The organism is Bacillus sp. m3-13, assembly GCF_000175075.1.
Classification (GTDB): domain Bacteria; phylum Bacillota; class Bacilli; order Bacillales; family Bacillaceae_I; genus Sutcliffiella_A; species Sutcliffiella_A horikoshii_C.
In genome coordinates, this window is the sequence record NZ_ACPC01000018.1 from 194,388 (window position 1) to 213,695 (window position 19,308).

Annotated in this window: 14 protein-coding genes and 2 pseudogenes; 15 read left to right on the forward strand and 1 reads right to left on the reverse strand. The window is 40.3% G+C overall.

The window, feature by feature from the left end; genetic code table 11:
• Positions 1 to 191: 191 nt before the first annotated feature.
• The 8 genes from M313_RS0110340 to M313_RS0110375 all read left to right on the forward strand — a co-directional run bounded on the left by M313_RS0110340 (position 192) and on the right by M313_RS0110375 (position 11,424).
• Complete coding sequence (locus M313_RS0110340) at positions 192 to 2,051, forward strand: methylmalonyl-CoA mutase subunit beta (protein ID WP_010194934.1); 1,860 nt, start codon at positions 192 to 194, stop codon at positions 2,049 to 2,051.
• Positions 2,041 to 4,218 carry a methylmalonyl-CoA mutase gene (gene scpA / locus M313_RS0110345; RefSeq protein ID WP_010194937.1) on the forward strand — a complete coding sequence of 726 codons (2,178 nt, stop codon included), beginning with the start codon at positions 2,041 to 2,043 and terminating at the stop codon, positions 4,216 to 4,218. Before M313_RS0110340 ends, scpA begins: the two co-directional genes overlap by 11 nt.
• The gene (gene meaB / locus M313_RS0110350) at positions 4,211 to 5,236 is read left to right on the forward strand and encodes a methylmalonyl Co-A mutase-associated GTPase MeaB (protein ID WP_010194940.1); all 1,026 of its coding nucleotides are present in this window, start codon (positions 4,211 to 4,213) and stop codon (positions 5,234 to 5,236) included. The genes scpA and meaB overlap by 8 nt, the downstream gene beginning before the upstream one ends.
• A gap of 176 nt (positions 5,237 to 5,412) precedes the next feature.
• Entirely contained in the window at positions 5,413 to 5,850 is a 438-nt protein-coding gene (locus M313_RS0110355) for a BrxA/BrxB family bacilliredoxin (protein ID WP_010194943.1), read from the forward strand.
• Positions 5,851 to 6,285: 435 nt separating this feature from the next.
• On the forward strand, positions 6,286 to 7,803 hold the full coding sequence (locus M313_RS23330) for a glycosyl hydrolase family 18 protein (protein WP_010194944.1): 1,518 nt from the start codon (positions 6,286 to 6,288) through the stop codon (positions 7,801 to 7,803).
• Between the two features lie 206 nt (positions 7,804 to 8,009).
• The gene (locus tag M313_RS0110365; protein ID WP_010194945.1) at positions 8,010 to 8,702 is read left to right on the forward strand and encodes a response regulator transcription factor; all 693 of its coding nucleotides are present in this window, start codon (positions 8,010 to 8,012) and stop codon (positions 8,700 to 8,702) included.
• A complete protein-coding gene (locus tag M313_RS0110370; RefSeq protein ID WP_010194946.1) occupies positions 8,680 to 10,917 on the forward strand; it encodes a sensor histidine kinase in 2,238 nt (745 codons plus the stop codon). Before M313_RS0110365 ends, M313_RS0110370 begins: the two co-directional genes overlap by 23 nt.
• A complete protein-coding gene (locus M313_RS0110375; protein WP_010194947.1) occupies positions 10,918 to 11,424 on the forward strand; it encodes an RNA polymerase sigma factor in 507 nt (168 codons plus the stop codon).
• A gap of 131 nt (positions 11,425 to 11,555) precedes the next feature.
• Here the strand turns inward: M313_RS0110375 and M313_RS0110380 are convergent, their stop codons facing one another.
• Positions 11,556 to 12,143, reverse strand: a complete 588-nt coding sequence (locus M313_RS0110380) for a hypothetical protein (RefSeq protein ID WP_010194948.1) — start codon at positions 12,141 to 12,143, stop codon at positions 11,556 to 11,558.
• A 269-nt stretch (positions 12,144 to 12,412) separates the two neighbouring features.
• Here M313_RS0110380 and M313_RS0110385 point away from each other — a divergent pair, with 269 nt between their 5' ends.
• From M313_RS0110385 to M313_RS26365, 7 genes and pseudogenes are all read left to right on the forward strand, one after another.
• Positions 12,413 to 13,204, forward strand: a complete 792-nt coding sequence (locus tag M313_RS0110385) for a transporter substrate-binding domain-containing protein (RefSeq protein WP_010194949.1) — start codon at positions 12,413 to 12,415, stop codon at positions 13,202 to 13,204.
• A gap of 119 nt (positions 13,205 to 13,323) precedes the next feature.
• On the forward strand, positions 13,324 to 13,950 hold the full coding sequence (locus M313_RS0110390; protein ID WP_034774706.1) for an amino acid ABC transporter permease: 627 nt from the start codon (positions 13,324 to 13,326) through the stop codon (positions 13,948 to 13,950).
• Positions 13,943 to 14,668 (forward strand): annotated as a pseudogene (locus M313_RS23335) (amino acid ABC transporter ATP-binding protein). Before M313_RS0110390 ends, M313_RS23335 begins: the two are co-directional and overlap by 8 nt.
• A 438-nt stretch (positions 14,669 to 15,106) precedes the next feature.
• Positions 15,107 to 15,679, forward strand: coding sequence for a peptide-methionine (S)-S-oxide reductase MsrA (locus M313_RS23340; protein ID WP_087942047.1), 573 nt, complete (start codon positions 15,107 to 15,109; stop codon positions 15,677 to 15,679).
• Between the two features lie 531 nt (positions 15,680 to 16,210).
• A complete protein-coding gene (gene pepF / locus M313_RS0110410; RefSeq protein ID WP_010194958.1) occupies positions 16,211 to 18,088 on the forward strand; it encodes an oligoendopeptidase F in 1,878 nt (625 codons plus the stop codon).
• A gap of 95 nt (positions 18,089 to 18,183) precedes the next feature.
• Positions 18,184 to 19,149 (forward strand): aromatic acid exporter family protein, encoded by a 966-nt coding sequence (locus M313_RS0110415; RefSeq protein WP_010194960.1) that lies wholly within the window; start codon positions 18,184 to 18,186, stop codon positions 19,147 to 19,149.
• Between the two features lie 57 nt (positions 19,150 to 19,206).
• Positions 19,207 to 19,308, forward strand: a pseudogene (locus tag M313_RS26365) (L,D-transpeptidase); the annotation flags it as partial.

The following is a 19,308-nucleotide window of genomic DNA, read 5'->3' on the forward strand; positions in this document are numbered from 1 at the left end:
ACCTTTTTAGAAAACTATCATTGATATAGTAAGTATAGTTTTTCTCTCTAAGGAATACCACCGAAAAATAAGTAATTCCAATGCTTTCTTTATTTGCCGTGCCCACATAACTATATTAAAATAAATATATGAACTTTTGAAAAATTTAAATTTGTAAGCGATTACGCAATTGAGGGAACGAGGGGATGAAGATGAGTAAATTGAAAGAAATGAAGAGCAATAGTTTCCCGAAAGTGACAATGGAAGAGTGGGTAGAGCAGGCAGAGAAAGCGTTAAAGGGGAAGCCTGTTTCCAAGCTCAACACCGTTACATATGAAGGCATTACACGTAAACCGGTATATACAGAAAACGATAGAAGTGAGCTTGCATCTAAAAATCTTATAGAAAAGTCTGATTGGGCAGTCAGCCAGCAACTTTATGCATCAACTTCATTTGAGGAATTGAATGCTCAACTGAAACAGGAACTAGAAAGTGGTTTGGAATCCATTCACTTTGCCACTTTTCCATCAACAGAACCTAAAGCCTTATTGATAAAAAAACCAACAGACCTTAAGACTTTACTAAAAGAGATTTCATTAAATGACATAGCTCTCCAAGTACATGCAGGAGCCAGCGCCACAACGTTCATCAATGCATTGATTGATAGTGAGATAGAAACAAAGAACCTGCACGGCATTATCGGAGCGGATCCTGTTGGGGAGCTTGCAGCAACAGGCAAGCTGAGTCAGCCATTGGAGCAGTATTATGACGAAATGAAATCCAATATAGAGTGGAAAGAAAACAATGCTCCGACACTTAAAACTGTTTGGGTCCAGTCCAATGCTTATCATAACGGGGGAGCTAGTGCCGTGCAGGAGCTTGCAGCTGTGATGGCGACCGCTGTTGAATATTTGCAGGAACTTATGAATAGAGGCATGTCAATTGATGAAGCTTCCCAGGAAATAGCATTCACTTTCCCGGTTGGAAGTGACTTTTTCATGGAGCTCAGCAAGCTGAGAGCGGCACGAGTGTTATGGGCAAATATCGTGGAGGCTTTTGGAGGAAATGAAAAAGCACAGAAGATGACGGTCCATGCTACAACCTCTATGTTCACCAAATCTAATCTGGATCCGTACGTCAATATGCTCCGTTCGACAACCGAAGCTTTTTCAGCTGCAATTGGTGGAGCAGACAGTATCAATGTGGATAGCTATCAGCAAGGCAAAGATGCTTTCTCACGAAGAGTAGCAAGGAATACTCACTATATTTTAAAAGAAGAAAGCTTTTTAGATAAAGTGGTGGATCCTGCGGCAGGCTCATATTACGTAGAAAACCTGACAAATCAATTGGCGGATGAGGCATGGAAGCTATTTCAGGAGCTGGACAAGCTTGGTGGGATCTTGGAAGCTCTACGAACGAATTTCTTACAGGACCGCATTGCCGAGGTAAAAGAAAAGCGACTCAAGGATGTCCAGAGCAGGAAAAAAGTGTTGGTCGGGACGAATATGTTTGCGAATCTTCAAGAGGAGTTAAAGTGGCAAATAAGCACTCAACCTAATGAAGAAACGGAACATGCTCCAGTCAAAGTACAGGCCATTCAATCATTAAGATTATCTGAAGCATTTGAACGCTTGCGTTACCAAGCCAAGTTGTATCAGGAAAAACAGGGAACGTCGCCAAAAGTTACCTTGATCAATCTTGGTTCATTAGCAACACACAAGGCCCGAACTGACTTTGCATCAGGCTTTTTCCAGGTAGGAGGTCTTCTGCCTGTCGTCAGTCCAAGTTTTGAACATGCAAAAGAATTAGTGGAGTGGATATCTGATCAAAACATCTCTGGCTATGTATGCATTTGCGGAAGTGATGATACATACGAAGAGCTACTAAATCCTGCGGTTATGGCTGTTAATTCGCCTAACAGAAAAGTATTGGTTGCTGGATTGCCTCAAGCAACTCGTCAAAAAGCGTTGCAGGAATTAGGGGTAAGTGATTTTATTCATATGCGCGCCAATTGTTATAAGGTATTAGTAAAGATACACCAAGAAATGGGGTTGACCGACAATGAAGCCTGATTTTTCTACGAGAACATTAAACAAGGAAACTACAGTTACCCAAGTGTCATTATCCAACGAAGCGGTGGAAGAACTATTTTATGAAACAAATGAACAGATTAAATTGAAAGCCAATTACACAAAGGCCGACTTGGATGGAGCCGATCACTTAGGGACCCTTCCTGGTATTGCGCCGTATGTGCGTGGACCTTACCCGACGATGTACGTTAACCGTCCATGGACGATACGGCAGTACGCTGGTTTCTCTACAGCGGAAGAAAGCAATGCATTTTACAGAAGAAACTTGGAAATGGGGCAAAAAGGATTGTCGATTGCCTTTGACCTTGCGACACACCGTGGCTACGATTCTGACCATCCCCGAGTAGAAGGGGATGTTGGAAAAGCTGGTGTTGCTATTGATTCCATTCTGGATATGAAGGTATTATTTGATGGAATTCCATTGGATAAAATGTCTGTATCCATGACAATGAATGGAGCGGTCCTGCCGATAATGGCTTTTTACATCGTTACGGCTGAGGAGCAAGGGGTCAGTCCGGAGAAGCTTTCCGGTACGATTCAAAATGATATTTTAAAAGAATATATGGTTCGTAATACGTATATTTATCCGCCGGACATGTCCATGAGAATTATTGGTGATATTTTTGCTTACACGTCCCAGCATATGCCGAAGTTTAATAGCATCAGTATTTCGGGTTATCATATGCAAGAAGCAGGAGCACCTGCGGATATTGAGCTAGCCTATACGCTTGCAGATGGTTTGGAGTATGTGAGAACGGGACTTGAAGCGGGCATTGATATTGATAAGTTTGCGCCAAGACTATCATTCTTTTGGGCAATCGGCATGAACTTTTTCATGGAAGTGGCGAAAATGCGGGCTGCTCGATTTATCTGGGCGAAGATGATGAAGGAGTTCTTACCACAAAATCCAAAGTCCATGGCTTTAAGGACCCATTCTCAAACGTCCGGTTGGAGCTTGACAGAACAGGATCCGTTTAATAACGTGACGCGTACATGCATTGAAGCACTAGCGGCTGCCAATGGACATACGCAATCCTTACATACCAATGCATTGGATGAAGCGATTGCCTTGCCAACGGACTTTTCCGCACGTATCGCCCGCAATACGCAGTTGTATTTGCAGGAAGAAACGGAGATTACCAAAGTCATTGACCCTTGGGCTGGTTCCTATTATGTGGAAACGTTGACGAAGGAATTGATTGATAAAGCTTGGGCACATATTGAAGAAATTGAAGAGCTTGGAGGCATGGCAAAAGCAATTGAAACAGGATTGCCGAAGATGAGAATTGAAGAAGCGTCTGCACGCCGTCAAGCAAAAATCGATTCAGGGAAAGAATCCATCATTGGCGTGAACAAATTCCGTTTGGAAAAAGAAGATATGGCTATTGATGTGTTGGATATTGATAATGCGGAAGTTCGTAAAAAGCAAATCCTTCGCTTGCAAGAGCTTCGTGAAAACAGAGATGAAACGGAAGTTATTTCTGCACTAGAAGCACTAACAGATGCGGCTCGCACAGGGAAAGGTAATCTTCTCGAGCTAGCAGTGGACGCTGCCCGTGCCCGAGCAAGTCTGGGTGAGATTTCTGATGCCATTGAAAAAGTAGCCAATCGCCATCGCGCTGTCATCCGTTCTATTAGTGGCGTGTACAGCAGTGAATTCTCTAATGAGGAGGAGATGAAGGCCGTGAAGGATAAAATCGAAGAATTCTTGGAGCTCGAAGGAAGACGTCCAAGAATTATGATTGCGAAAATGGGGCAGGATGGTCATGACAGAGGGGCAAAAGTCATTTCCACCGCATTCGCCGACCTTGGATTTGATGTGGATATCGGACCTCTTTTCCAAACGCCTGCAGAAACGGCGCTGCAAGCTGTGGAAAATGACGTGCATGTTATCGGCATCAGTTCCCTTGCAGCTGGGCATAAAACACTTCTACCACAACTCGTAGAAGAACTGAAGAAATTGAACCGTGAAGACATCATCGTTGTAATTGGTGGGGTAATCCCAGCACAGGATTATGAATTCCTATATAGTAAGGGCGCTTCCGCTATTTTCGGACCTGGAACGGTCATCCCACGTGCAGCCGAAAAGGTTCTAGAGGAAATCTACGAGCGCCTTGGCTATGAGGAAGTGGAAGAGACGCATGACTAAAGAGCGTAAACCGCGAAAAAAGGTGCTCAAAAAGGAGGAGCGGAGTACAGCGGATATCATTTCTGGTATCCATTGGGGAGTCCGTTCTGACCTCGCTCAGGCCATCACGCTAGTAGAAAGCAATGCAACTAGACATTTTCATAAAAGCCAAGAAATCATACAAGAGATCATGCCTTCGACCGGCCGCTCTGTTCGAATAGGGATAAGCGGTGTACCAGGTGCCGGCAAGAGTACGTTTATAGAAGCGTTTGGATTGTATTTGTGTGAGCAAGGACACAAGGTCGCCGTGCTTGCAGTCGATCCCAGTAGTTCCAAGACAGGTGGTAGTATCCTTGGAGACAAAACAAGGATGGAACAACTCGCAAGGCACCCGCAAGCATTCATCCGGCCATCTCCTTCAAGTGGCACATTGGGTGGAGTGCATATGAAAACGCGTGAAAGCATTCTTTTATGTGAGGCTGCTGGGTATGATGTGATTTTAGTAGAGACAGTAGGTGTAGGACAGAGCGAAGCCATAGTCCGAGATATGGTTGATTTCTTTTTACTGCTTGTTCTAACGGGTGCAGGCGATGAGCTGCAAGGCATGAAAAAAGGGATTATGGAGCTTGTTGATGCAATTGTGGTAAACAAGGCGGATGGAGATAATAAAGCGAGGGCGGAGAAAACTGCTCATGAGTACAAACAAATTCTTCATTTCTTGCAGCCGGCAACAGAAGGCTGGGAGACGAAGACGTTTACTTGCTCGGCTATGAATAATGTGAATGTAGATGAGACGTGGAAAATTGTTCAAGAGTTTGTGCAAAGCACGAAAGATTCAGGAGTTTTTGGTGAACGCAGGAATGCACAAAAGAAGACGTGGTTCTATACATCTTTGAAGGATCAAATAGAGCAGATGTTTTTTGAAGATGAAAAGGTGAAAAAAGAGTTGCCGGTGCTAGAGAAGCAAGTTGGGGAAAATGAAGTCTCTGTATCTTTGGCTGTGGAGAAGTTAGTGGGAAGGTATAAGCATCAATTATAGGGCAACAAAAAAAAGGAAAGTGAGCATATCACTTTCCTTCATCTAGGGAGTATAGGGGTATGGATATCTAGATGTTAATGATATAATACCCGCCAACTTAGAAAATAAACCTTTTTTATTTTATTATTTGAAAAAAATTGGTATGATAGAGATAGTTTAAGAAGAGGTGATACAACATGAATATCGATTTTAATATGTTTATGAATGATGTTGTTCGTACTGCCAGAGAAGAAATGGATAACGCTGGCTATGAGCAACTTAGAACTGTAGAAGATGTTGAAGAAGCATTTGCACGTAAAGGGACGACACTTGTAATGGTGAACTCTGTATGTGGTTGTGCCGGCGGTATCGCACGTCCAGCTGCAACACATGCGGTGCATTATGACAAGCGCCCAACACACTTAGTTACTGTGTTTGCTGGTCAAGATAAAGAAGCGACGGAGAAAGCACGCGAATATTTTGAAGGCTATCCGCCATCTTCTCCTTCTTTTGCTTTATTAAAAGACGGCAAGATTGTAACGATGGTAGAAAGACACGAAATCGAAGGCCATGCGCCAATGTCTGTCATCACAAAGCTACAAGGTTATTTCGAAGAACATTGTGAAGAGCTATAAAAAACTTTAAAAAATGTCGATTCCAATTATGGGATCGGCATTTTTTGTTGTTTAGGAGTTTATAAAATAATTGAATTATGGAGTAATCGTTAGGGTAAACCTAAATCCTCGTGATGAAGACCTCGGTTAGGAGAAAAAGGGGGAAGAGAGGTCCTCATAGGGGTGATGAAGACTTCAGTGACGAGTAAAAAGGAGAAGAGAGGTCCTCATAGGGGTGATGAAGACTTCAGTGACGAGTAAAAGGGAGAAGAAAGGTCCTCATAGATGAGATAAAGAGCTTGGTGACAATGGTTTATATTGAATCAGTCAAGAATGAAGCGTAAGGGCAAGTGCTTTTTGGTTGTATCATCTAAAGCTAATATTTACCGCTACATCCTCCACCAATAGCATATTACAATAATAGTTAGGCAGTTAAATAGGAGGAAGTAACAGAACATGCAACTTAGACGAAAACTTACGTTAATTTTATTAGCTATACTGATTTTTATAAATGCAGTAGCTATCTATTTAATAAATTCTACAGAGTCGAAACCTACTAGTACCACTTCAGAAAAGAAACCGGAAGTCGTGGAGGAACTAACTGACAACCGACCTGAAATTATTAATTTCAACCATACTTCTTCAGATGAGAAGAAAAATTCTGTAGTAAGTGGGGATGTAGAACTCCAATTAGAAGCAAAGGATGACAACTCAATCAGTAAGGTTGAATTTTATTCTAGCAATGGCGACTACTTAATTGGTGAAAAGACAGAAGCGCCATACACGATCAATTGGTCGACCGATCCCTGGGTGGAAAATGGGGAGCAGATATTGAAAGTGGTTGTTTACGATAGTGCCGGACAGAAGGCGGAAGCAACGAAAAAGGTGACCGTAGAAAATAAAGTAGAGCCTGAAGCGGACTACAAAATGGTCGGCTATTATGCAGGTTGGTCCAGTTATTCGGGATTCAACGTTTCCAGCATTGATGCTAGTAAATTGACACATATAAACTATGCATTTGCTAATATATCAGACGATGGAGAAATTATTGTGGGTGACCCAGCAAGCGACTATGAAAATTTCAAGCAAATGCTACAACTAAAGAAGCGGCACCCTAATCTGAAAACAATGATTTCTGTTGGTGGTTGGACTTGGTCAAAGAACTTTTCTGATGCAGCGGCTTCTGAAGATTTTAGAACCAAATTTGCAGAAAGTGTTCGTCGATTTATTTTAGAATATGGGTTTGATGGGGTGGATCTTGATTGGGAGTATCCGGTGAGTGGGGGACATCCTGATAACGTAAACCGCCCAGAGGATAAGCGAAATTACACACTTTTACTTAAAAAGATCAGGGGAATCTTGAACGACCAAGAAAAGAAGGATGGCAAGGAGTATTTGCTTACAATTGCAGCGGGAGCGAGTGAGTCACATGCTGCAAACATGGAATTATCAGAGTTGCATCAATATGTCGATTATATTCAGTTAATGACCTATGACATCAATGGGGAATGGGATGAACTGACCGGTTTAAATGCGCCATTGTATAAAGATCCTAAAAGTATGTTCCATTGGCAGTGGAGTGTAAAAGACGGCATTGATACGTATATCGCTAGCGGTGTGCCTTCCGATAAACTGGTCATGGGTATGCCGTTTTACGGAAGGGTATTCCATGAAGCTATTGCTGACAATAATGGGTTGTACCAAGCGTTTAATGGAGGTACTTCCATAAGTTATGGAAAACTAGCAGCGGAGTATGTTGGTAAGAACGGATATGAGAGACACTGGATAGAGGAGACACAAGTACCAGTACTCTATGATGGCAATACATTTATTAGCTATGATGATGAGGAATCCATTGCAAAGAAGACCGATTTTTTAAAAAAGAATGATCTTGGTGGAGCGATGATGTGGGAGTTGAGTCAAGATCCCGACAGAGTACTTTTAAATCGAATTTATATAGAACTTAGTAAATAAGGAATGGAAGGCACGCAATTAAAACTAGCGTGCCTTTTTGTATTCCGCCGAATTAATTGCGATTACCTATGTTTCCCACTTCCCATCAATTATATAATAGGTTAGTAACTTAAGAAATTCTTAAGAAAATACTTCAATAATACTTAAGATTTACCATATATGATGTGTACATAGAGAAAGAATGGTAAGTGGGAGAAGGGTGAGAGATGGCGAACTATACAGTATTAGTAGTGGATGACGAAAAAGAAATTAGAGATGCGATTGAAATCTATTTGAAAAATGAAGGTGTAAGGGTCTTAAAAGCTCAAGATGGAGTGGAAGCGTTAGAAATGCTTCATGAAAATGAAGTGCATCTAATTTTACTAGATGTGATGATGCCAAGGCTTGATGGGATATCTGCGACGCACAGAATTCGCGAGGAGAAGAACATTCCAATCATTATTTTAAGCGCAAAAAGTGAGGATACCGATAAAATCCTTGGGCTGCAGGTGGGAGCGGATGATTATGTAACAAAGCCTTTTAATCCGATGGAGCTTGTGGCGAGAGTGAAATCTCAGCTCAGGAGGTATGTCACACTCGGAACGTTTGAAGGAATCAAGAAAGTCATTGATTTGAACGGACTTACCATTGATAAGGAATCGAAAGAAGTTACGGTCCAGGGAGATCCTGTCAAGTTGACGCCGATTGAATACAAAATAGTGGAGTTATTGATGACCAATGCCGGTCGGGTATTTTCCATTAATGATATATATGAGCGGGTATGGAAGGAGCCTGGCTACAATGCGGAAAATACTGTAGCGGTACATATTCGGAAAATTAGAGAGAAGATAGAGATAGATCCAAAAAATCCAAGATATTTAAAGGTGGTATGGGGGATTGGATACAAAATGGAGAAATAGAGTAATAGCTTTTTTAATGGCACTAGTTTTTGTTTGTGCGTTAAGTGGAAGCTTTTATTTTATTTATAATATAGATAGGTTTAATCAGGAAAGTTATTTTGATACAGAAGAATTTCAGAATGAGTTACAAGAATATGCCAATTATTTGCTAACAAATGAGCTTGGAAACATATCAGCGGAAAGTGTGAAAGAAAAGCTTACGGTTACGAGAGAAGAAATAGAAGAGCATCGATATGAATATGGTTCATTGGACGCTCAGCTTGATAACATTCGTTATCAATATGAAGAGAGAATACAACTGGCAGAGGATGGTGATTCTAGTGAGGATCCAGAGGAAGTAATTGCTGAAAGAGATACCAAATTAGAAGATATTCAAAAAAACTTCTCAAGTGATGCGCATGTAGAGAAGAAAATAATAGCAGAAAAAGAAAAAATAGTGGAAGAGTATTTCGCTAAAGATTCAAACTTTGATTCGTATCCTTCAAGATTTTATCAAGATTTTCAGTGCTTTTTTGAACAAGATGGGGAAAGTTTCACCAACATAGGCGCGAACAAAACTTCTGCAGATCAAATGTTCGGTGAGGAAAATATGCAATATGTAACCATTTATACTATTAGAGGAGATGACTATTTTAATTCCTACAATTGGCCTTATGAAGACTGGTTGTACCAAACAGTAGCAGAAGTGAGAGGAGACTTTGAAGGTATTATAGGTGTTCCAAAAGGGCTAGCTTCGGATAGCGAATTAATGAAAGCAAAAACTGGTTATGAAGAAAATAGAATATGGTTTTGGAGACTTGGGGTAGCATCACTGATTGCTTTATTGATTTGGTTTGTCTCGATGATTAAAGTAGTTTCCATACCAAATGAACGAGGGAAATGGCAAGATCTCTATGCCAAAATTCCAGTTGATTTAAGCGTAGTTGTGTTGGGAATATCAGCTTTATTATTCCTATTCAGTCTAATGTGGGTGCATGATTGTATTAATCAGCTAACATATAACTCCACTATGTATCTCACTGAATTTGTTATAAGTATATTTATATCAACTGTATTATGTTTACTCACTTACGTCCAGTTACGTTATTTGTTTACTAGTTTGAGGCATATAACTGATTTAAGAGAACTATGGAAGAGTAGTTTGTTCTTCATTATTTTTAAAAACTGTAAAAAAGTATACCAACGCATTTATCAAGTTATTAAGGAGGCCTTCCTAAATACAGCTACAGGCATCCAAGTATTTATTCTTCTTGCGATCGTATTTGGACTAGGCTTTGGTTTCTTTATGATTTTTATTGATATAGCTTTCTTCCTGCTATATTTCCTCTTCGCTGTTTTCATAGGAGTGCCGACGTTCATTCTTTTAGTAAAAAGTGTCGGTTATTTCAATAAGATCTCTATCAAAACTGAAGAGATGGCATCAGGTAAACTAGGGGAGATAATAGAAATTAAGGGGAATTCCGTTCTTTCTAAAATGGCGGCAAACCTAAATGAATTGAATCAAGGGGTAAAAGTGTCTTTAAATGAGCAGGCGAAAAGTGAGCGTCTTAAAACGGAGCTTATAACAAATGTCAGTCATGATCTTCGGACACCGTTGACATCCATCATCACTTATACGGAGCTGCTGAAGAAAAACGAACTAACTACTGAGGACCGGTCCGCGTACCTGGAGATTATTGATAGAAAGTCACAACGTTTAAAAGGGTTAATTGAAGATCTATTTGAAGTATCCAAAATGGCAAGCGGCAATATCGAGCTTGTAAAAGAGCGTGTAGATTTAAATCAGCTTCTTCAACAAGCCTTGGCGGAATATGATAGTTCGTTGAAAGAATCTAATTTACAATTTCGAGTTGCAAACACGGATAAGCCACTATATGCCATGGTGGATGGACAGAAAATGTGGCGAGTGTTTGATAACCTGATAGGAAATATTGTGAAGTATTCATTGGAGAACTCGCGTGTATATATTCAAGTCCAACAGTTTAATGATAAAGCAAAAATTACGTTTAAAAATGTATCAAAATACGAATTGAATGATCAAAGCGAGGAATTATACGAACGCTTTAAAAGAGGAGATACTTCACGGAATACAGAAGGATCTGGCCTTGGCCTTGCAATTGCAAAATCAATAATCGATCTTCATGAAGGTAATCTAGACATTGAAACCGACGGCGATTTATTTAAAGTGAATATTTGTTTGAGAGTGGTGGATTAAATGGATTTCACTACGATATATAATGAGCATTATGACAGAGTGCTTTACGTGAGCTTCGCCGTTATTCGTGACCGTCAGTTAGCTGAAGACAATGTCCAGGAAACTTTCATAAAGGCTTTTAAGAAGTTGGATAGTTTGCAAGAGATTGATAAAGTTGGTGCTTGGCTTTGCGTGATTGCCACAAGAACAGCTATTGATTTTGTCAGACGAGAGCGGAAAAACAAAGGATGTCCGATGGAGTTAGATGTGTTAGATTGTCTAGGAAAAGAAGAAGGTCATAATGTTGCAGCAGAAGTGGAAGCGAAATTGCTGAAAGAAATTCTAGATGAAAAGATGGAAGACTTTTCAATGGAAGACAAGAAACTGCTCGTCCTTAAAATGGAAAGAGGATTAAAGGAGCGGGAAATTGCTAATGCTTTGGAAATGAATCCAGCTACAGTGAAATCAAAGATCCATAGAGCTAGAAGGAAATTAAAAGAACGCATGGCTGTAGAGTTGAGTGCATAAGGGGATATTATATTTGTGCAGGGACCACTTTGTGTAAAAGTGCTCCCTGCACTTTTTTGAATAGGAATTTGTGTTTTATTATAGAAGTTCTTACGAGGACAAACTCCATTGGGTATATTTAAGGGAATTAATTATGTTGATTCAAAATCACGTTGATCTCTTTCATCCAATTTTGCAGAAATTTCTTCAAGAATCGCTTCAATATCCTTCGTTTGATCCTCTTCTATCCTTGATAATGTAGCATTGATTTCATTAAAACGGTCGTTCACATCATGCCTGAATAAGTAGAATTCCTCACGAAGTGTGCTAGTTGTATTAGTTAAAGAATGGAGTTCCTCTTTTATCTGGTGCTGTCCTGCAGAAAGCATGAATGTCTTTTCACTAAGGCCGCTGATTTCATCTTTCATCAGTATCTGATTGTCAGCGAGTGTGGAAGTTTTTTCATTAAGACCTCGAATCTCATCGTTCATCAGTATCTGAGTGTCAGCGAGTGAGGAGGTTTTTTGGTTAAGACCTCGAATCTCATCTTTCATCAGTATCTGATTGTCAGTTAGTGTGGAGGTTTTATCGTTAAGACCTTTGATCTCATCTTTCATAAGCACTTGATTGTCAGACAGGGTGGAAGTTTTACTGTTCAATTCACTTAATTCTTTTTTCATTTCAACCTTAAAATCCAACATCCTATTTAAAATCAAATCCAATTTAGCATCCGTATTCATCTTAATATCACCTCCTTTTTCTAGTGCAATGTAATTATAACATGAACCTAGACTAATGGAACTATTACAAGAAGCATATATTTCAGAATAATAAAAATATAAAAACTTTATTTATCTTTATTAACTATATTGCATAAATATTAACATGTGTTAAAATACATTTATCCGAATAAACATACATCATAATAATACTTGATTTAAATGTAGGTTTGTTTCATAATTAGATTAAATTTTTAACTTTTCTGAAAAAAGAACAGGGGGAAATTATTGTGAAAAAATGGTTTTTGTATTCATTAATTAGTATTTTAGTAGTAGGCTTATTGTCAGCTTGTGGAACATCCGGTAATGGAGATGAAACGAGTGGAGAAGGTGAAGATGGAAAGAAAGTATTAGTTATGGGAACTTCCGCTGACTACCCTCCATTTGAGTACATTGATACTGAAGTAGGAGAAGAAATTATCGGTTTTGATGTGGATCTTGCAAAAGCTATTACTGAAGAACTTGGTTACGAATTGAAAGTTCAAGATATGGACTTTGGAAGTTTAATTACCGCGATGAAATCAGGTAACATCGATCTTATCTTAGCAGGTATGACACCGACAGAAGAACGTGCTGAGCAAGTTGATTTTACAAATGTATACTATACAGCGAATCACATGATTGTTTCATTGAAAGATAGCAATATTACTAGTTTAGAAGATTTAGTAGGTAAAACGGTCGGGGTTCAAATGGGATCCATCCAGTATGATAAAGCGGAAGAAATTGCGGAAGAAGTGAATATTACTATTGAAAACCGAGACCGCATCCCACAAATTGTTCAAGATTTAAAAACGGGCCGTTTTGATGCAGCTATCATTGAAGATACAGTTATGAAAGGCTTTATGGAAAAAGATGAAGACCTTACTGGTTTTACACTTGAGTCTGATGAAGAAGGATCTGCCATTGCCCTTCCAAAAGGCAGCGAATTAACGGAGGAGTTCAACCGTGTTCTAAAAGAGATGGAAGAGAACGGTGAGATGGAAAAGTTAATTAACAAATGGTTTGGTGGAGAAGAAGAATAAGATTTAACGAAATCAAAAGGGTGCAGTAACCGCCCTTTTGATTTTCTTGTTAATATGACAGAAAGGACTGGTAGCACTTGACGATCGACTTCTTAGACTTTAGCGCCATAACGGGTTCGATGGATTATATTCTTGCGGGTGTAAAGGTAACGCTTCAAGTCGTATCACTTGCTGGGATACTAGGTTTTATCATCGGAACGCTATTGGCTTTATGTAAGATTGGTAGGGTTAAACTACTAAGAATCTTAGCGGATATTTATACATCCATATTTCGAGGTACACCGCTTGTTCTTCAATTAATGTTAATATTTTTTGGGTTACCACAAGCAATTGGCATCACGCTTGAACCGGTCACTGCAGCCATTCTAGCTTTCGGGTTGAACTCTGGGGCCTATATATCGGAAGTTATCCGTGCAGGAATTATGGCTGTTGATAAAGGACAGCGAGAAGCAGCCATGGCCCTTGGCGTTCCTTATCGCCAAATGATGAAAGACATCATTTTACCGCAAGCACTGAAAAACATTTTACCAGCACTTATGAATGAATATATTACACTTACTAAAGAATCAGCCATTGTTACAGTTATCGGGGTAATGGACGTTATGAGGCGTTCTTTTATGACAGCATCGAATACTTATGCATATTTGGAAGCATTCATTTTCGCTGGACTTATTTATTATGTGTTAGTAATGATACTCACGTTAATTGGCAAGCTCATTGAAAGGAGAATGAGACGCTATGATTAAAATAGAAGATTTGCATAAATCCTTTGGCAAGCTAGAGGTGCTAAAGGGGATTTCGACACAAATTATAGGAGGGGGAAGTAGTGGCCATCATCGGTCCATCGGGGTCTGGTAAATCCACTTTGCTTCGCTGTATGAATCTATTGGAAGAGCCCAACTTCCGGTCACATTTGGATTAAAGACCAGGATGTTGCAAATAAGAAAACCAACATCAATAAAGTACGTCAGAATTTGGGAATGGTGTTTCAGCACTTTCACCTGTTTCCTCATAAGACAGTTCTGGAAAACCTAACGTATGCTCCTGTTTCTGTAAAAGGAGTGTCAAAAAAAGGAAGCGGAAGCGAAAGGAATGGACTTGCTTGCAAAAGTGGGACTAGCTGAGAAAGCGCAGGAATATCCTAATCGCCTGTCTGGTGGACAGAAGCAGCGTGTTGCGATTGCACGAGCTCTTGCGATGGATCCTGAGGTTATGTTGTTTGATGAACCAACTTCCGCCTTGGACCCGGAGATGGTAAAAGAGGTGCTTGAAGTAATGAAGGCACTTGCGCATACAGGAATGACGATGGCAATTGTGACACATGAAATGGGCTTTGCCCGTGAAGTTGCTGACCGCGTATTGTTCCTTGATGATGGAATGTTGGTAGAGGATGCGCCGCCTGCAGAGTTTTTTACAGCTCCGAAGTCCGAGCGTGCGAGGGTGTTTTTGGAGAAGATGTTGTAGGAATGAGGGGAAACCGGCTCTTATGGGGGAGCTGGTTTTCTTTGTTTTGAATGAGGACAAAGTAAGCGGGAAAATGGAAAGATTGTCCTCGTAGAGCGTGAATGAGGACAAAGTAAGCGAAAAGACAGAAACATTATCCTCGTAGGGCATGAATGAGGACAAAGTAAGCGGGAAAACGGAAACATTGTCCTCGTAGGGCGTGAATGAGGACAAAGTAAGCGGGAAAACAGAAACATTGTCCTCGTAGGGCTTGAATGAGGACAAAGTAAGCGGAAAAACGGAAACATTGTCCTCATACAGCAGCTTCCCATACATAATTAATCATGCTAACTTAAAACTAACAAATAATAACTATTGCCATAGAAAGGAGCACATACAATGACCAATTACGATCACAATCTCCAAACCGTCACTCTCGGCATGGGCTGATTCTGGGGAATTGATGCCCGGTTCGGGTATTTAAAAGGAGTCATTAGAACAAGAGTAGGCTATGCAGGTGGAACCACTCAGACGCCTACCTACAAACAAATGGGAGATCACACTGAGTGCTTACAAATTGATTTTGATCCTACCCAGATAACTTTTGATGAGATTGCCCGTCATTTTTGGAACTCCCACAATTCTAATCGTGGAAACTATAAGGGTAGACAATACTTATCGATATTTTTATACCATGATTTCCATCAAAAAGAAGCTATTGAAAAGATTAAGCAAGAAATCCAAAATACAAACTCACAATCAATAGGAACAGAAATAGCACCACTAGATCTATTCACACTGGCTGAAGAAAAACACCAGAAATATTACCTGAAAAGATATTCTAATGCTACCAAAAAACTAAGAGAGTACTTCCAAACTGAAGAGGCATTTACAGATGCAACTTTGGTAGCGAGGTTAAACAGCTTTGTAAAAGGATATGGGACACTTTCTTCCTTGAAGGAAGAGATTATGCAATGGGAGAGTGAAGACGCAGCCGAGTTAATATCGTTAGTGAGTGAGTTAAGATGGTGAATGGGTTTGCATGCTGATTGATCTTTAGATAAAAGGATGAAAGTACTTTTAATCGGGATTTTAACCCGGAAGTGTTTTCATTCAGTAATTCTATACGCCCGAAGCGCAAGTGAAAGCATTCCTTCGGTCAAATAGAGCCCCTCTATACGACCGAAGCACAAGTAAAAGTTCTCCTTTGGTCAAATAGTGGCCTTCTATACGCCCGAAGCGCAAGTGAAAGCTCCCCTTTGGTCAAATAGAGGCCTTCTATACGCCCGAAGCGCAAGTGAAAGCTCCCCTTCGGTCAAATAGAGCGCTTCTATACGCCCGAAGCACAAGTAAAAGACCCCCTTCAGTCCAATAGAACCCTTCAACCACCTCCAAAAGACGCTTTCAAAACGAAACACAGCTGGAAAATGTCTTCATCCTCTTCAAAGTCTTTTCCTAAGTTAATTTTCAATATAGTCCTTGTATTTCCTACCCCATGCATAGAAAAAGCTGGAAAACAAACACTAACCCTTAGTAGAAAACTAAGGGAGGACAACGACCACAATGACTATGAAAACCACACGAATCTTCGCATCACTTTTAATAACCGCCATTTTAAGTTTCGCGTCAACGTTAACCTTTGCAGAAAGCCCAACCTATAAATCGCGCGCTGATATTCCAGCCGAATATAAATGGAACCTTCAGACTCTATATAAGAATGAAACGCAATGGAAACAGGATGTGTATAAAGCCAAAAAGCTGGCAGATCGTTTTGCCAAAAAAGAAGAAAAGTTAGACAGTGATAAGGAAATCCTCACCCTTTTAGAAGACTATTTTGAGCTGTTTCGCTTGATGGAAAAGATCTTTGTCTATTCTAGAATCAATCTGGATGTGGATATTAGCAACACCTCTGCTCAAGGATTATCTGATGAAGGGCAAAATATGATGATTTATGTGGTGGAGCGGACCGCGTGGTTCTCGAATGAACTGCAGGCTATTGAGAAGGAAAAGTGGGAGAAGCTCCTCGAAAGCCCAAAACTCAAACCATACTACACCCATTTAAAAGATACGTATGAGGATAAAGTGCATTCTCTGCCTCCTGAAATGGAAAAGATGCTCATTAAGACAATGCCTATAGTTAACGCTCCAAGTGAGCTTTTTACGATGATGTCTAAAGACCTTGTCCTTCCTAGTTTTACAGTAAAGGATAAAGTGTATGAAATGTCGGCACCATTATATTCTGTCTATATGTCAAGCAAGGATAGGGATGTGAGGAAGGCTGCTTTTCAAACGTATTACCAGACCCTTGGAAGTTACCAAGACACTTTTGCTTCGATGCTTGCCAATATCGTAAAGGCGAATAACTTTTTTGCCACAACAAGAAACTATCCTTCCTCGTTAGAAGCTCATTTAGAGAGAAACGATATTGACCCAAAAGTTTACACACAATTGATTGACACCGTTGAAGAAGGCCTTCCATTATTTCATCGATACCTAAAATTGAAAGAGAAATATGTTGGCATCGACGGCTCTATGCACATGTACGATTTGTCTGCTCCTTCTCCTTTTACAAAAGAGGAAAAGATTCCATATGAGGAGGCGAAGGAAATAGTCATGAAAGGATTATCACCGATAGGAGAGGCTTATTTAAAAACACTATCACAAGGGCTTTCTTCCAATTGGGTGGATGTCTATAACACTCCGGGTAAAGCGACAGGGGCATATCAGATTGGATCATATGATTCCCATCCATTTGTATTATTGAATTATCAGGGACTTCCAAGTGATGTGTTGACGCTTGCGCATGAAATGGGACATGCGATGCATTCTTATTTTTCCAATCAAAATCAGCCTTATCAAGATGCAAGATATGTGACGTTTACGGCGGAAGTTTCCTCTACCTTGCAAGAGCATCTTCTTCATAAGCAATTGATGGATGAAGCAACGACGAAGGAAGAAAAGATTCATGCTCTCTATCAATACTTAGAGGATTTCCGGGTGACCTTATTCCGTCAAACGCAATTTGCGGAGTTTGAAAAGATTATTCATGAAATGGGACAAAATGAAGAGCCTTTACATGCAGAGGCTATTAAAGGGGTCTATTATGATCTCAATAAAAAGTATTATGGGAAGGACATGGAAGTGGATAAGGAAATTGCGATGGAATGGGCCAGGGTTCCACACTTTTTCCATTCCAGTTTCTATACGTATCAATATGCAACAAGTTTTGCCGCTTCCGCTGCCCTTGCAGAACAACTCGAAGAAGGCGGGTCTGAGGCGCAGAACAAGATAGTAAAAGAGCTGTTCTCTTCAGGTGGCAGCCTACCCCCGATTGATATTTTAAAACGCGCGGGAGTGGATATGAGCACAAAAGAACCAATTGAGGAATCGTTAAAACGGTTTGAAGAGCTGGTAGATGAATTTGAGGAGCTATTAAAATGACAGCCCGAAAATTAAGTGAACAACTCCCTACAATTTTCATGTATAGTAGTACTATGTGATATATTGAACAAACGAAAGTCGGGAGAGTTTTATGGATGAGAAAATTTAAAATTGGATACCGGACAGCAAAGACGGCCCTTGGTACTGGGATTGCAATTAGTATTGCTCAGTTATTGAACTTGGACTTTTACGCATCGGCCGGGATCATTGCAATCCTTTGTATCCAGAATACAGTAAGGAAGTCATGGAAAGTGGCAACCGCCCGCTTTTTTGCATGCTCTTTAAGCCTTTTATTCGGCTTTGTGTTCTTTGAGCTGTTAGGGTACAATCCGGTTTCCATCGCATTATTATTGTTATTTTTTATCCCTGTGACTGTAATGCTAAGGATTACAGAGGGAATAGCAACCAGTTCAGTTATTCTTCTTCACGTCTATTCAGTTGAGGCTTATTCAATCGGGCTAGTAGTCAATGAGTTAAGCATCATCTCAATCGGTATAGGGGTGGCGCTTATTTTGAACACCTATATGCCGAGTGTCGAGAAGGAATTGAAAAGCTACCAGTTGCAGGTAGAGGAAAACTTTCATAAGGTGTTTTCCGAAATAGCCTATTTCCTTCGCCACGGAGATCGTGGTTGGAGTGGGGAAGAGATACCGGAAACAAATAAAATATTAAAAGAAGCGAAAAGTCTGGCCTTCCGTGATGTGGAAAACCACTTCCGACGAGAGGAAAATCATTATTATTTTTATTTTAAAATGAGGGAAAAGCAGCTGGATGTCATGGAACGGATGCTTCCTATAGTAGCTACGATAGAACATAATGTGGAACAGGCCCACATGGTAGCAGATTTCATAGAGGACCTTGAACATGCCATACATGCAGGCAATACCGCTTATCGCTTCTTACAACGCTTGCGCGAAATGCATGACGCCTTTCAGGAAATGCCGCTGCCACAGTCCCGGGAAGAGTTTGAGACGAGAGCGGCACTTCGTCATCTCCTTAAAGAATTTGAACAATATTTAATACTTAAAAGTGATTTTATTGGATTGAAAACGAAGAAGTAGACGAATGGAATGGACATCTTTCAACCACACTATACCTAAAAGGCAGGTGGTTGGAAGGTGTTCATTTTTTCATTGATCTTTGCATTGGTGACATCACCACTTTGGCCGCTTGGACCAAATCCGCTTCCAGGCGATCCATATATTATCGTGAATAAACAG

What these genes read in the sequence shown, in the direction of transcription:
- M313_RS0110340 (WP_010194934.1), top strand. Translation starts at nt 192, where the DNA reads ATGAGTAAATTGAAAGAAATGAAGAGCAATAGTTTCCCGAAAGTGACA.
- scpA (WP_010194937.1), top strand. Translation starts at nt 2,041, where the DNA reads ATGAAGCCTGATTTTTCTACGAGAACATTAAACAAGGAAACTACAGTT.
- meaB (WP_010194940.1), top strand. Translation starts at nt 4,211, where the DNA reads ATGACTAAAGAGCGTAAACCGCGAAAAAAGGTGCTCAAAAAGGAGGAG.
- M313_RS0110355 (WP_010194943.1), top strand. Translation starts at nt 5,413, where the DNA reads ATGAATATCGATTTTAATATGTTTATGAATGATGTTGTTCGTACTGCC.
- M313_RS23330 (WP_010194944.1), top strand. Translation starts at nt 6,286, where the DNA reads ATGCAACTTAGACGAAAACTTACGTTAATTTTATTAGCTATACTGATT.
- M313_RS0110365 (WP_010194945.1), top strand. Translation starts at nt 8,010, where the DNA reads ATGGCGAACTATACAGTATTAGTAGTGGATGACGAAAAAGAAATTAGA.
- M313_RS0110375 (WP_010194947.1), top strand. Translation starts at nt 10,918, where the DNA reads ATGGATTTCACTACGATATATAATGAGCATTATGACAGAGTGCTTTAC.
- M313_RS0110380 (WP_010194948.1), bottom strand. Translation starts at nt 12,143, where the DNA reads ATGAATACGGATGCTAAATTGGATTTGATTTTAAATAGGATGTTGGAT.
- M313_RS0110390 (WP_034774706.1), top strand. Translation starts at nt 13,324, where the DNA reads ATGGATTATATTCTTGCGGGTGTAAAGGTAACGCTTCAAGTCGTATCA.
- pepF (WP_010194958.1), top strand. Translation starts at nt 16,211, where the DNA reads ATGACTATGAAAACCACACGAATCTTCGCATCACTTTTAATAACCGCC.
- M313_RS0110415 (WP_010194960.1), top strand. Translation starts at nt 18,184, where the DNA reads ATGAGAAAATTTAAAATTGGATACCGGACAGCAAAGACGGCCCTTGGT.